Here is a 14,634-nt window from a genome sequence, read left to right as displayed (position 1 = left end):
CCACAATTAGAGAGGGTAGAGTGACCGACATGTAAAGATCGCCGTTGTCTAACAGCTCATGCGACAACATACCCGCATGAGATTCAACAACGTTTGCCTCATCCTGACCTGTGGCAATATATAAAGAGGCGATGCCATTGGCTGAGTGAGGACCGTTATATGCGGCACCTGCCATTTGCGCGCCAGTGTTAGCTAACACGGAAGCACCAGCAAGCATTTTGGTATCGACTTTCATTACGCGGGCTAACACTTCCTTTTTAAGTACTACCTCAGCAATTACCCGTTTGCCTCTTGAGTGCAACATATTAAGGTGAGAGTGTTTTTTGTCGGTATCCATATTACCAGATAACATATACATACAAGGAATAGGCGAATTGGCTTTTATCCATTCACAAGCCACTAAAGTAGCTTTACCAACCATGTTTTGCCCAGCAGCATCACCTGTGGTGTAGTTAAAGCGTAAATATTTTGTTTTTGACACCGACCATTGCTGAATATGTTCAAGCTTACCGACGCTAGTAGTGGTTTCTGCGGTTGCTTTGATTATTTCAAAATTTTCTTCTATCCAATGACCGAAATCTCTCGCTTCTCGCGCATCTTTAAAAATAAAAGCGGGAGCCCGTTGCATAAAACCTTCAACAACAGTGGTTTTTACTCCACCACATTCATTGATCACCCGCATCCCACGACTATAACTTGCGACTAATGTACCTTCAGTGGTGGCAAGAGGCACGTAGAATTCGCCCTTTGCATGTTCGCCATTGACTAAAACTGGACCTGCTACACCCACTGGCATTTGCACGATACCGATAAAGTTTTCAATATTGCCTGGTAACACTGCAGGATCGATACTAAATTGCCCTGTATGAGTCAGTTCTGCACCAGTTTTTTGTTCGATAAATTGTCTACGGATCTCGGCCATTTCACTAGTATGGTCATTTTCTGAATTACGTGGGATTCGGTTATCATCACTCATTAACTATTCCTTCTATTTTATCGTGTGATTAAATTACAGTATTTACGGATCATTTCACCTTAATATTCACACGGTTAGCTAAAGATGACAAAGGAAATGTGATGACGAAAATCAAATAGTTGGTATTTAATTAATGAATGGGTCTACTTTGTTTTTGTACGGTTATTGTTATCTCGGCTTTTTTTTATTACTTCATCGTCCACAGGCATTTGTGTGGTTTTGGCCAAACGGTCGTAGAGTAATACATTGACTGTAGCTGCCAGATTCATGCAGCCGATTGTTGGGATGTAAACCACATGCTCACATTGATCGACTATCCCTTGCTCAATTGACCCATCCTCAGGACCAAATATATACAAGCAATTTTCAGGATGAATAAAATTAGGCAGTGGTATTGCACCTTCTACCAGTTCTACAGCTACTTTTGTAAGATTTTTGTCTGTTGTTTTACAAATTATTTCATCAACATGACTGACTTTAATATCTAAATGTACATTTTTAGTGTCAGTTTGGAATGCTTTGGCCCGCGCATAGCGCTCACCTGTATATCGAATGCTTTGTGCCTGATAACAACCGGCAGCACGCAGAATGCTACCCATGTTTTCTGGGCTTTTGGGATTGATAATAGCTAAGTGTATTGGCACGTTACTGTCCTAATATATTGTCGATGCTGATCAGTTCTTGTTGAGTAAATTCTAAGTTATCCAAAGCCGCCACACAGTCTTCAATTTGACTGACTTTACTCGCTCCGATAATTGCACTTGTGACAGCTTGATTGTTTAGTACCCAAGCTACCGCCATTTGTGCCAGAGATTGCTCTCTTTGTTCAGCTAGTTTATTGAGTTGAATGACTTTGGTTATTTTCTCTTGATTGATATTTTCTTCGGTTAAATAAATCTGTTCGCTGCGGGAGGCCCGTGAACCCTGGGGAACACCTTTAAGATACTTATTTGTTAAAAAACCTTGTGCTAACGGAGAGAATACAATTGAGCCAACCCCTTCTTCCAACAAAACGTCTGTCAATCCGTCTTCTATCCATCTATCAAACATATTATAACTAGGTTGGTGAACCAGCAGATGTGTGCCTAAATCTTGTAAAATACGCATGGCTTGTTTGGTATGAACCGGTGAATAACTGGAAATTCCCACATACATGGCGCGACCGGAACGCACAATATAGTCCAACGCTTGCATGGTTTCTTCAAGTGGTGTGTCGGGGTCATAACAGTGTGAATAAAACACGTCAAAATAATCAAGCCCCGTGCGCTTTAGACTTTGATCACAGCTGGCGATTAAATATTTGCGTGAACCACCAATACCATAGGGTCCAGCCCACATATCGTATCCTGCTTTACTGGATACCAGCATTTCATCTCGATAGGGCTTAAAGCTTTTTGCCATAACCTGACCAAAGGTCGATTCGGCAGAACCAAAAGGAGGGCCATAATTGTTGGCTAAATCAAAATGATTAATGCCTAAATCAAATGCACGGTGGAGCATGTTTTGAGCATTTTGAGGCGAGTCTACAGCTCCAAAGTTTTGCCATAATCCTAACGATATGGCGGGTAACTTAAGACCGCTTTTACCACATCGACTGTAAGACATGTTTTCATATCTACCACTAGCCGCTAAATATTGCGGATTAGGATCAGTTTTTATCATTAAAAGTTACCCAGCAAAAAAATTTGAGCTAGCCTAAACCAAAGTAAGCTAATTCTCAATTTACCTTGCACATATTGTGACAACATTCGTGGAGAATTGGGGTTTCACGAAATTGAGTATCTTATTTTAAAGAAATAACAGATGAAATTTGATACGTTAATACAGTTGATAGACATGTGGCATTGTCACGATCAACAGCAACGTGAAGCATTATTTGGCTTAGTGTTTTTTGATTGTTGCTGATTGCGTGAACTCAGAATAAGAAACTGAATTTATGCGCAAATGGCTAGATACCATTAAATGGAGTGCCGATGTGACTAAAGATGATTATTACACCATGACTGTGCTGAAATGTTATGCCGCTATTAAAACTAATACAGTAGACGATTATCTAACCCACAGAGCCCAGTTGTTAATTGATGATGACATAAAACAACAAGCTATGCAGTTAGTCAGGAATGTTGCTATTGCTGATGTTGAACTGAACGCAGCAGAACAACAGGTTATTAACCTGTTGTCTGAGGTCTTAGAAAAATAAATCTTATTGAGGTGATAATGAGAGTAATTTTGATGGATGTTTTTTTAAGATTTATTTTTTCTCGGAAAAGCTTTTAACCAAAATGCAATCTCGAATATAAAGCCAATGAGCAAAAGTCCAATCAGACTAGTAAAGTTGCCAATGCTATAAAAACAAATTGCTGCTATGGCTAGTAATGTTAAAACAATCCACCTGCTTAAATGATTCATTATGTTCTGCGGCTCTCTAAATACTTATGATGCGATTGACCATATGTTTGCTGTTAGTGATCATGTCGATGGTTTTTGCTCTAAGTTTTAGCAGTAATAAATAAGCGAGTGGTACCAATACCAAACTGGTTAATGTAGAAAATATTAAACCACCAATAATTGAAATGGCCATGGGCGAGTAGGGGGGGCCATCGCCACCAATTCGGGTGCTGCCTATTGCCAATGGTACTAAGCCTAATACTGTTGTGGCCACGGTCATTAGTATTGGTTTAACACGCGTTAAACACGCTTCGATGATCGCTTGTTGTACCTTATAACCCCCATTGATTAGCTGATTTATCCTATCCACCAGCACAATGCCGTTATTCACCACTATTCCCATCAGTATTAACATGCCAATCATAGTCATAATCGACATATCTACACCCGTCGCAAACAAGGCCCAAAATACCCCTGTCATTGAAAATAAAAGAGAGGTGATCACCGCTGTGGGCAAAAGTAATGACTCAAACAAAGCCGCCATCACAATGTAAATCATAATTAAGGCTAATAGCATATTGGTTTGCATGGCATCTTCATTTTGGTTTTGGCGTTTAATGCTGCCATCAAATGTCCAATCATAACCTGTGGGTAGCTTGATATGCTGCATCACACCTTCAATACTTTTTTGAGCCTCTTGCAAGGTAAAGCCATCTTGTAAATTGCCGCCAATGGTAATAGAGGTTTGACGATAGCTACGGTTAATTTCTGAGAGTCTTGGTTTGACATCTAATTTAGCAATCATATCTAATGTGACACTTTGGCCCGATATTCGGGTGATAGTTAAGTTTTTTAGGGCGTCGACTGAATTTTGTAACCCTTGGTCGTACATTAATTGAATACCCACCTCACCATTTTCCCCATGGCGAAAGGTGCGCAGGTTAGCACCTCGCAGTGCAGTAGAAACGACCCTAGAAATATCTCTGGTATTAAGCCCAAAACGAAACGCCTTTTGCCTGTCTATGACGATCTGCAATTCCTGTTTTTGGCGACTAGTATCAGCTTTGACTTCTGAAAGGCCTTTAACATTAGTCAATATTGGAATGATTTGTTGAGCTATTTGTCCAAGTTTTTCAGAAGAGTCACCTATGATAGTCATTTGAATGCCACCGCCGTTTCTTTGATCCCATTGAAACGAAGGTTTCGCCCTGACAAACTTAGGCAGGTTATCAGTGATTTGCTTTTTGACTTCCGACTGTGACACTGGCATGTCATTAATTAGGGTAATACCTGATACAGCAAAACCTGCAGTGTAATAAGTGTAAACCTGTTTGATATGAAATTTCTCTTGATTGGCATACAAATATTTCTCCATTTTACTAACGGTTTTTTCGACTTCCTCTAAACTAAAGCTGCCTTGAATGTCATAGTTCAACCAGACTCGGCTTTGGTCATCGTTGTTGTCATCATCACTGGTAACGTGTTGCATCGGCAGTGCTGTACTAGCCAATATCAATATAGCAATTAAGCTGGTTTTTCCTTGGTTATTAAGGGACCAAGTAAGAATGTCTTTATAGTAAGTTGCCATTTTCCCAAGTGTTTTGGGTCGTTTGATGTTGTCACTTTTAACTACCTTGATTTTAATTTTGCTGGAAAGTAGAGGGATTAGAGTTTGAGATATCAATAACGAGGCAAATAATGAGATACAGATTGCAATGGCAACATGCTCTAGAAAGATTGTGATGTTGACCTTAGCACCAACAATATTAGGTAAAAAAACAATAGCAGTGGTGATGGTCCCAGCGATGACGGCTAAACTTACCTTACCCACACCGGCTTTTGTGGCGGCAATGATATCTGGATTTCTCTTCTTTTCCTGTGCGATGCTTTCAGTCACCACGACGGCATTATCTACTAACATACCTACCGCCAACATCAGCCCCATCATAGACAATATATTAATGGTATAACCCATCATGTACATGCAGCCTAAGGTAATACAAATACTAAAAGGCACTGATAACACCACTAATAATGTACTCGTTACATCACGAAGAAAGGCGTAAAGAACAAGTAGTGATAATAATGCCCCAATCATACCGGCATTGAGCAGGTCGGAAAGAGACTCGGTGACACTCTCTGCTTCGTTTTGCATAATAAACAAGTGGATGCCATTAAAAGCTGGATTTGAATTAGCGTCATCAATAACCTTCAATACTTTGCTGGATACCTCGACCATATTGCTGTTCGATTCACGAAAAATGTTAAAACCTACAGCATAGGACTGGTCCAAATGCCGACCTTCAGTGCGTTTGGGTTTTTCGTATTTTACCAAGGCAATATCGCTAAGGCGCACGCCCTTTTTAACCATCAAGTCACGGATTTCCTGTAAGTTAGTAAACTCACCCTGAGGGTTGACTGTGATTTTTTGCTCAACATCAGAGTCAATAAAACTGCCTGCTGTAAGGGAAAAGTTGGCATCACTTAAAGAGCTCGTCAATTCATTGGTATCAACCTGCAGCGCAGCCATAAGTTGTTGATCTAAACGAATAGATATTTGTTTTTTTGTGACGCCGTAAAGTTCAACTTTAGATACGCCTGGCACTCTTTCGATTGGCCGTTTTAAGTTACGATCAAGTAAGTCGTAGGCGCTAGAAATGTCTCGTTCGCTGGACACTCGCAATGAAAAAATTGGCATGTCGTTGGTATTAAACTGATATACCAATATCCGCTCTACATCGTCGGGCAAGTCTGTTCGTATTGCATCTATTTTTTCTCTTGCTTCAATGCCTTTGGCTTTTAGGTTCTCATCCCAAGCAAACTGCAACTGGATTTCAGCACCTTCCTCAGAAGAACGAGAACGCAAACGTTCGATGCCAGACATAGTGGCTAAAGCTTCCTCTACTGGCCGGGTGATCATTTTTTCCACTTCCACCGGTGTCGCATCATTGTAAGGAATACGAATAGAGATTTCGGGAATATCAATGCTGGGGAATTTTTCTAGTGGCAATAGCTGACTGGATATAATGCCAAATACCAACATAGATAAAAACAACATCATAATGGTGACAGGGCGGCGCATGGCAAAGTCCGCTAATGCGGAACCCGCACTTTCAAACTTATCCATAAATTGTCTCCCCAACATCTGTGCTTATTGGCAATTGCTCTGATTGTTGATCAAATTGCTTACGGTCAAATAAACTGTAAATTACAGGAATAAAAAACAAGGTAAGTAGGGTGGCAAAAAGTAAACCATAAATAACAGTGATGGCCATAGGGGTTCGAATTTCAGCTCCTTCTCCTAAACCCATTGCCATAGGTAATAATCCTAATGAAGTCGTAAGTGTGGTCATTAAAATCGGTCGAAGTCTGCTTTGTGCAGCTTCGATGATAGCTGCAGTTTTTTCTAGCCCTGAAGCGCGTAATTGGTTAATTCGGTCAATTAACACTATGGCATTATTCACTACGATACCTGCTAGCATAATGAGTCCAATAAATACCACTACGCTGATATTGGTACCTGACACATACAATCCATAAATAGACCCCGCGCAAGCTAATGGCACCGTAAATAAAATCAGTAGTGGGTGTAATAATGACTCAAATTGAGAGGCCATGACCAGATACACTAAAAATATCGCCAGGGCTAAAGCAAACTGTAAAGATTGAAAACTGTTTTCCATTTCTTCACTCTGTCCGGCTACTTTAGCTAGCATGTTTAAAGGTAATGTTAATGAGTCGATATGTTGTTGAACGGCTAATACCGCTTCATTTAAATCACCAAAATTTAAATTAGCTGAAACCACTGCAACCCGTTCTTGACCTATACGCGTGATTTCACTTGGACCAATTGACATACTTATATCCGCCACCGCTTCCAAAGGGATAGATGGGCTAGCACCGGGGTTGACGAACATTTGGCCGATATCAGCAATGGAATCTCTTTGTTTTTCAATTGTTGTGACTAGAATGTCGACTTTGCGGTCTTCGATACTGTATTTAGTCGCTATTTCGCCACCAATTTTTGCAGAGATAAGTTTAGAAACATCGGGTGCATTGATACCAAGCTGGGCGAGTTTTCCATGATCGAATTTGATTTTAAGTTCTGGATTACCAGACTGTAATGAGGACTTTACATCGGCGAATCGTTTATCACCTTGCATGATAAGTTCCATCTTTTGGCTGTATTTTGTCAAATTTTTAAGATCATAACCCACGATTTGCACTGCTAAAGGTGTCGCAAAGGTAAACAATGCAGGTTTACCAAACTTACTCTGAACACCCGCTTGTTGTGACAAATAACCACGCATTTTGTCCATTACCAGTTGAGTTGTATAAACAGATCTATTGGGTTGCATCACCACATTTAGCTTGCCCCAATATTCACCCCCTTGACTGGCTGATACATTCATTAAACTTCCCGTCCCCGCTAGAGCATAGGTGCGCTCTACGCCGTCAAGTTCAGCTGTAAAGTTAGCTAAGTCAGCAATCACTCGATCGGTGTTTTCTAACTGAGAGCCTGTTGGCAAGTTGATCTCGACAAAAAACTCACCTTGGGACATATCAGGGATCAGCTCCATTCCTAGTTTAGGTAGTAATAAAACTGACGCTAAAGAAACGGTAATCACACCAGTCAAAACTACCAGACGAACACGTAATGCCTGTTTAAGCGCAGCCAAATAGGTTTTTTCGATTTGCACAAAGCTTTTATCAAATATCCATAATAGCGGACGGAATAACGTTCCCAACACTTTGCTTGACACTCTAAACACCAAAACAATTAAAGATGTAATCAGAAAAGGAATAAAATGGAAAATCAGTTGTACTACCCAATAAAAAGGCAATGATAAGTAATGAAATAACCAGCCTATTTTGGATGTTGGAATGGTTTTGTCGAGGCTTTCACCTAAATCTAAGCTTTGCTCATTGTTTGTTGCCTCATTGGATTTCTCTCTTGAGGCCAACATCGGTATTAACGTTAGTGCTACTACTAGCGATGCAGCCAAGGCAAAAGTAACGGTTAACGCTTGGTCACTAAAAAGCTGACCGGCTATGCCTTCAACAAATACTAATGGAAAAAATACTGCCATGGTCGTCAATGTTGATGCGACGATGGCCATCGATACTTCTTTGGTGCCTATGATTGCAGCTTGTTTAAAATTTTTGGTTTTGGCTTTATGTTGAGCAATGTTTTCTAATACCACTATGCTGTTATCTACTAGTAGGCCAATAGCCAGCGCTATACCACCCAAACTCATGATATTAAGACTAATATCATTGCCATACATAAGGTTAAAAGTCGCGATAATGGAGACAGGAATTGAAATAGAAATAATCAAGGTTGACCAAATGTTTTTAAGAAACAGATACAACACCAACATTGCCAGCAAACCACCAATAATGGCTGCTGATTTTACCTCGTCAATTGCACTAGCAATAAACCTAGATTGATCATACACCAACTGTAACTGATATTGGCTGGGTATATCATTTTGCAACTGGGCAATGCGAAACTGTATATTTTGTGCAACTTGCACTGTGTTAGCATCGCCTTCTTTATAAATAGCTATTTCTACGCCTTGAAAACCATTAAAGCGGTTCATAGAGGTAGGCTCTTTGTGGGAGTCTTGCACTGTGGCAATGTCGCCTAATCGAATGTTTTTCCCTTCTCGATTAGCGATAAACAAGTCACGTATATCATCTAAGGTTTGAAATTGATTTAAGGTGCGCACCAAATATTCTTGTGAACCATCTTTTACGCGTCCTCCAGAGGCATTGACGTTTTCATCTTTTAAACGTTTAATGATTTCACTTACTGTGATGTTCAGTTGACTGGTTTTTTGTTGGTCAACCAGTACCTGGATTTCATTTTCTAAGCCGCCACCTACTTTGACAGATGCCACGCCCACTACTGATTCTAGTTGCCGTTTGATTTGTTCCTCGGCGTATATACGCAGTGCTTTTATACCTTGATCGGTTAATGCTATCTGCTGGCTGTCTTTAGTTTTTGTGGTGTCTTGTGTTGCTAGGGACTTTGCACCTGTCTTATTATCTGTAACTTCAACACCACCTAAGCCAAATCGCATGACTGGATCTAAACTAGGATTAAAGCGAAGTAATAATGGCTTTTTTATATCTAAAGGTAATTGTAGCGTGTCTAGTTTTTCACGCACTTCAAGACTGGCTAAGTCCATATCTGTGCCCCACTCAAACTCAAGTAACACATCAGATTGACCAGCCTTTGAGGTTGAAGTGACGGTGCGTACACCTTTAACCACACCTATAGTTTCTTCAATGGGTTTGGATACTAGTTGTTCTATTTCGCCCGGTGCTGCGCCAATATAATCTGTGCGGATAGTCAGGGTCGGGTAGGACAATTCAGGTAACAGATTTATCGCCAGACGCGATAGTGAAACCATACCAAATAAAATAACTGCAAAGGTAAACATCCATACTGTGACTGGCCGTTTGACAGCAATCTCAACAATGTTCATAAGACGCCCTTAACCTTTAACTAACTGATTGGAGGTTTTCTGAGCTAGTTCTAAAGGTTCGCTTTGGCTAACGTCATCATTAACAATGTCAACAGGAGCCTGATCCCTAAGGTTCTGATGACCTGTGATAACCACTTTTTCATTGCCTGATAAGCCACTTAGTATTTCTACCACTTCACCTTCTTGATAACCAACTGTGACGGCTTTTCTGCTTGCAATGCCATCTTTGACTACAAACACATTAATACTATCGTCTATAGCCAGTAACGCTTTACGTGGAAGAAGTATCACATTTTGTTTAGTGTCGTAATTGAGTTTAACTTGGGCAAACATGCCTGACTTGAGTAAGTTATCAGGGTTGAATACCCGTAATGTGACTTTAAATGTCCCTGTTTTTGAGTCAATAACCGGGCTAATACGTTCGACAAAAGCAAGTATGTCGTCACCATCAAATGCAGTTAGATTTAAAGAGGCTTGTTGTTCTTTATGCACTTTAGATAGTTCTTTTTCAGGTAAATAGACGATTCCGTATAGTTCTTTTTGTTGAACGATATGGAACATTCTTTCACGTTGGAAAGACTCGCTTAAATTACCTACTTTAGCGTTTTGTTCAGCGATATAACCGGATATTGGTGCTGTTATTGTCGCTTCATTTAAATCCAGTTCAGCGAGGGAACGAGTAGCTTTAGCTGATTCATATTGAGCTGTCAGTTTGTCATAAGTATCGTCACTGACTAACTGCTTGTTGTATACCTTATTAATCTTTGCCAACTCTTTTTCAACACCCACTAAGTCTGCTTTTGCTCGGTCTAGATTTAGGTGATAACGACGGGGCTCTATTTGTGCCAATATTTGGCCTTTTTCAACATAGTCTCCTTCTTCTACATAAATATGTTCGATGATCCCAGACGCTCTTGGTACGACAAATGCCTCTTCTTTGGCTTCTAACACAGCAGTTGTAGGGTAATTTGAAGAAATATGACCTATCGACAATGGTGCGACTTCTACAGGAACCGATATAATAACTTCTTTGGTTTCATCAGCCACGGCCTCGGCTTCACCACATCCACTGAGTAGGCTAACTGATAGAAGAATTGGCAGTATTGAAAGTAGTCTAAGGCCAACCTTTTGATTTATTATTGATTCCATTTTTTGGTTCCCTGAAAATCTAGTTTAAAGTTATTAGTGAGTATGTGAATTTGGTCATGTTGTCAGATGTTGTCTGACATGTTGTGATACGAATTGCATCGACTATGCCAATCAAAAAAAGCTTATATAAAACAGATAGATAGTAGAATGGTGTGAATATAAAGCGAGTTTGTAATTGTAACCATTAGTGATATTCACCAATTGTTGGTTTAAATGATTAACTTAAAACTCTAAATATAAATAACCCTTTTGATTAACTGACCCGTTGGTAAGGCAAACACAGCAGCTATTAATTGGTCATCGAGAGAGTGAATCTATGAAAAATTTCAAAAACCACAGTAATAAAACTTCCAACTTCAATATGTATATTGTTAGCACAACATTGCTGATATTGACGGTGGCGTGTAGTTCAGGCACTAAAGAGAATAAGACTGCAGAGGAACTAAAAAAACATCCCAAGCCAGTGGTGGCGGTGAGTCGAACCATAGAGATGCACTTGATACGGGAGTCTATGGCTGACAAGGAGATCTTGTTTAATAGCTTTGCTCACAAATCCCAGCAACAGCGTTTCAGACCGGATAAACCAGTCATTGTAAATACCGAAAACTACCAGCACTATACTGAAAATGGGATTAAGTCAGTGCTGCAGGATCCTGTATCAACCTTCTCAATCGATGTCGACACAGGTAGTTACAGTAATATTCGCAGAATGATTAATCAGGGCATGCTGCCACCTTCAGATGCCATAAGAATTGAAGAATTTATCAATTATTTTGATTACGACTATCCTCAGCAAAGTGAAAATGGAAGTGGAACTGATGCCCCTTTTAGTATCAATGCCGCTATTGCCACTTCACCTTGGGCAGAACAAAGGCATATTATGCGTATTGCCCTAAAAGGTTTTACCCCAGATGTTAGTCAGATTACAGGCCGAAATTTGGTGTTTTTATTGGATGTATCGGGCTCGATGAATCAGCCAAACAAATTACCATTATTAACCCGTTCACTTGAGCTGTTAACCGGTCAGTTAAGCGAGCAAGACAGTGTATCTATTGTGGTTTATGCAGGTGCGTCAGGGGTTGTGTTAGAACCAACTCAAGGTAATAACAAAGCCAGAATTAAACAGGCACTGTCAAGTCTGTCGGCCGGAGGTTCAACTAATGGTCAAGCAGGTATTGAGTTAGCCTATAGTATGGCAGAACAGGCATTTATAAAAGGCGGAGTTAACCGAGTTATCTTGGCCACCGACGGCGATTTTAATGTGGGTGTGATAAATCATCAACGATTAATCGAGTTGATCAAACACAAACGTCAGAAAGGCATTGCCTTAACAACTTTGGGGTTTGGGCAAGGTAACTACAACGACCATCTTATGGAACAATTAGCCGATGCAGGTAACGGTAACTATGCTTATATTGATAATATTCATGAAGCTAGAAAAGTATTAGTCGATGAAATGAATGCTACACTTTTGACCATTGCTAAAGATGTCAAAATCCAAGTCGAATTTAATCTTGACTTAGTAGCCGAATACCGTCTGTTAGGTTATGAAAATCGAGCGTTAAAACGTGAAGATTTTAACAATGATAAGGTTGATGCAGGTGAAATAGGTGCAGGGCATACAGTCACTGCTTTATATGAGCTGATATTAAAAACATCTAACAATACTTATCTTGAGCCATTACGTTATCAACAGGTACAAATTAAGAATGATCCTAATCTACAGATAAACCAATTTTCTGATGAGTTGGCTTTGGTAAAACTGCGTTACAAACCAGTTAATAGCGAAAAAAGTCAATTAATCACCCAAGCAGTGATGGCGAATCAAATCACTGAGTTTAAACAACAATCTGACGATTTTAGGTTTGCCACTAGCGTAGTAGGGTTTGCCCATTTGTTAAAACAGAGTCATTTCTGGCAAGATATGAGTTATCAACAAATTATTGAGTTAGCGCAGGGGGCAAAAGGTAAAGACGAGTTTGGTTATCGAGCTGAGTTTATTAACTTGGTTCGCAGCAGCGCCAGTTTACAAGTCAGTATATCTAATCAGCCTGATGAAAATTTACAATTAGTAGAATTGAATCTTCAAGGTTTTGCCGGCAATATTAAGGTTAAGCCTACATTGTTGAACGTCCATTGAAACTATCTGTAAACCTTTACGCTAATAATGCTGAGTCAGTGCAACCCATCGCTGCCTCAGCAGATTATCAACAACAAACAGATGCAAGTTTGATGCAACTATACGCGTCAGGTGATCTGCGGGCGTTTGAAACATTATATAACAGACACAAAGGTGGGTTGTATCGCTATTTTATGCGGCATATTCGTGAACCAAGTGCGGCAGAAGACTTGTATCAAGAAATATGGAATAAAGTGATAATACAAGCTAAACACTATAAACCATCGGCAAAATTTACCACTTGGTTATACACCTTAGCCCACAATAAGTTGGTGGATCATGTGCGTCATTTGTCTGTGGTTAATAAAGTAGTAGTTCGCAGCCATGACGAAGAAGTAGATGAGTCACCTCAAGAATTTATACAGTCACAAATGGACAACGAGCCAGAGAGTATATTGACCAGCATTAGAGCCGCTGAATCTTTAAAACAGTGTATAGGTCAATTACCTCATGCACAAAAAGACAGCTTTTTGTTAAAAGAAGAGGCCGGTCTGTCAGTTAAAGAGATTGCAACGGTTCTCAATACCAGTTTTGAGGCCAGTAAAAGCCGTTTGCGCTATGCCTATGAGAATCTGCGCCAATGTTTGCACCTTAAAACGGGGAGGGCAATATAATGAGTATTGATAATAAAGATGAATCTTTTGAATTATTAGTCTATGAAAAAACAATCAGCGAGCTTTATCATAATAAGGAGTGCCAAGCTGAAGTGCCTAGTGCGCAGATAAACGCTGAGATAATGGCAATGGCCAAACAACAACTTTTAGACAATTCTTTATTATTGATTAAAGAACAATCGTCTACTAATAAAAACCCACAAAATAACACCAAAAAGACATGGCAATGGCCTTTTTCATTGGTGGCCTCTGTTGGAATTTTGGGTATTTTGTTTATTTCCCAAAAAGACTATTTTATAAACCCCAGTAATGTTGTCGCAGGAGATGCTGGCATATTGAATGCACCCGTTATGCGAACTCCCGATATTAGCCAAGCTGATAGATTTACTCAGGAGTTATCGGTAGCTAAGTCTTTTGAAACTAAAAAAACGCTAGCTTATGCTCAAAAATCTGAGGAGCGGTTAGAGAAAAGGTTGATTGCAGTTGAAACAAAAGCAATGTTAATCAGACAAGTCCCAAAAGTGTTAGAAAAACAGATGCTGGACAAGTTGATGCTTGAAGACATTGATGCAAAAGAATCTCCTATGTCATTGTCAGATATGTCTAAAATTGCAGCGTTTTTAAAGCAAGAACTAACTAAACAAAACAAGTCAGAATTAAAAGTGAGTGCTTTAAGCGCTAAGATGCAACAAAATTTGTTTGAAAATTTGCTCCAGTATCAAAATAATCATCCAGACTTTAAAATAACTGAAAAGTATTGGAGTGTGTTGTCAGAAAAACAATTACAGCAATTAAAATTAGTGGCTACCAAAGCCGTTTCTGAAAATTAATAAT

At 39.7% G+C, this 14,634-nt stretch carries 10 protein-coding genes; 4 read left to right on the top strand and 6 right to left on the bottom strand.

The annotated features are described in order from the left end of the window. The 3 genes from Q0Y52_RS00720 to Q0Y52_RS00710 form a co-directional block, all read right to left on the bottom strand. The coding region (locus Q0Y52_RS00720; RefSeq protein WP_297816685.1) for a hydroxymethylglutaryl-CoA reductase at window positions 1-976 on the bottom strand (976 nt) is incomplete at its 3' end. 143 nt (window positions 977-1,119) lie between these two features. After that, window positions 1,120-1,620: an RNA methyltransferase gene (locus Q0Y52_RS00715; protein WP_297816683.1), complete on the bottom strand. Its 501-nt coding sequence runs from the start codon at window positions 1,618-1,620 to the stop codon at window positions 1,120-1,122. Between the two features lies 1 nt (window position 1,621). After that, complete coding sequence (locus Q0Y52_RS00710) at window positions 1,622-2,638, bottom strand: aldo/keto reductase (RefSeq protein ID WP_297816681.1); 1,017 nt, start codon at window positions 2,636-2,638, stop codon at window positions 1,622-1,624. Window positions 2,639-2,912: 274 nt separating this feature from the next. Here Q0Y52_RS00710 and Q0Y52_RS00705 point away from each other — a divergent pair, with 274 nt between their 5' ends. Continuing rightward, on the top strand, window positions 2,913-3,176 hold the full coding sequence (locus tag Q0Y52_RS00705) for a TerB family tellurite resistance protein (RefSeq protein ID WP_297816678.1): 264 nt from the start codon (window positions 2,913-2,915) through the stop codon (window positions 3,174-3,176). A gap of 225 nt (window positions 3,177-3,401) precedes the next feature. Here the strand turns inward: Q0Y52_RS00705 and Q0Y52_RS00700 are convergent, their stop codons facing one another. From Q0Y52_RS00700 to Q0Y52_RS00690, 3 genes are read right to left on the bottom strand one after another with little or no spacing between them, the layout of a single operon-like run. Next, window positions 3,402-6,491 carry an efflux RND transporter permease subunit gene (locus Q0Y52_RS00700; RefSeq protein ID WP_297816676.1) on the bottom strand — a complete coding sequence of 1,030 codons (3,090 nt, stop codon included), beginning with the start codon at window positions 6,489-6,491 and terminating at the stop codon, window positions 3,402-3,404. Next, complete coding sequence (locus Q0Y52_RS00695; RefSeq protein ID WP_297816673.1) at window positions 6,484-9,858, bottom strand: efflux RND transporter permease subunit; 3,375 nt, start codon at window positions 9,856-9,858, stop codon at window positions 6,484-6,486. The genes Q0Y52_RS00700 and Q0Y52_RS00695 overlap by 8 nt, the downstream gene beginning before the upstream one ends. A gap of 9 nt (window positions 9,859-9,867) precedes the next feature. After that, window positions 9,868-11,007 (bottom strand): efflux RND transporter periplasmic adaptor subunit, encoded by a 1,140-nt coding sequence (locus Q0Y52_RS00690; protein WP_297816670.1) that lies wholly within the window; start codon window positions 11,005-11,007, stop codon window positions 9,868-9,870. A gap of 316 nt (window positions 11,008-11,323) precedes the next feature. On the opposite strand from Q0Y52_RS00690, the gene Q0Y52_RS00685 reads away from it, so the two are divergent. Genes Q0Y52_RS00685 through Q0Y52_RS00675 form a run of 3 tightly spaced genes read left to right on the top strand, consistent with a single transcriptional unit; the run spans window position 11,324 to window position 14,630 of the window. Continuing rightward, complete coding sequence (locus Q0Y52_RS00685; RefSeq protein ID WP_297816668.1) at window positions 11,324-13,147, top strand: VWA domain-containing protein; 1,824 nt, start codon at window positions 11,324-11,326, stop codon at window positions 13,145-13,147. After that, a complete protein-coding gene (locus Q0Y52_RS00680) occupies window positions 13,144-13,800 on the top strand; it encodes a sigma-70 family RNA polymerase sigma factor (protein ID WP_297816665.1) in 657 nt (218 codons plus the stop codon). Before Q0Y52_RS00685 ends, Q0Y52_RS00680 begins: the two co-directional genes overlap by 4 nt. Continuing rightward, window positions 13,800-14,630 (top strand): hypothetical protein, encoded by an 831-nt coding sequence (locus Q0Y52_RS00675; protein WP_297816662.1) that lies wholly within the window; start codon window positions 13,800-13,802, stop codon window positions 14,628-14,630. Before Q0Y52_RS00680 ends, Q0Y52_RS00675 begins: the two co-directional genes overlap by 1 nt. Window positions 14,631-14,634 lie beyond the last annotated feature (4 nt).

It is taken from the genome of uncultured Paraglaciecola sp. (genome assembly GCF_943787955.1).
GTDB lineage: Bacteria > Pseudomonadota > Gammaproteobacteria > Enterobacterales > Alteromonadaceae > Paraglaciecola.
Note: the sequence above shows the minus strand (reverse complement) of the source record. Positions and strands in the feature narration are given on the sequence as shown.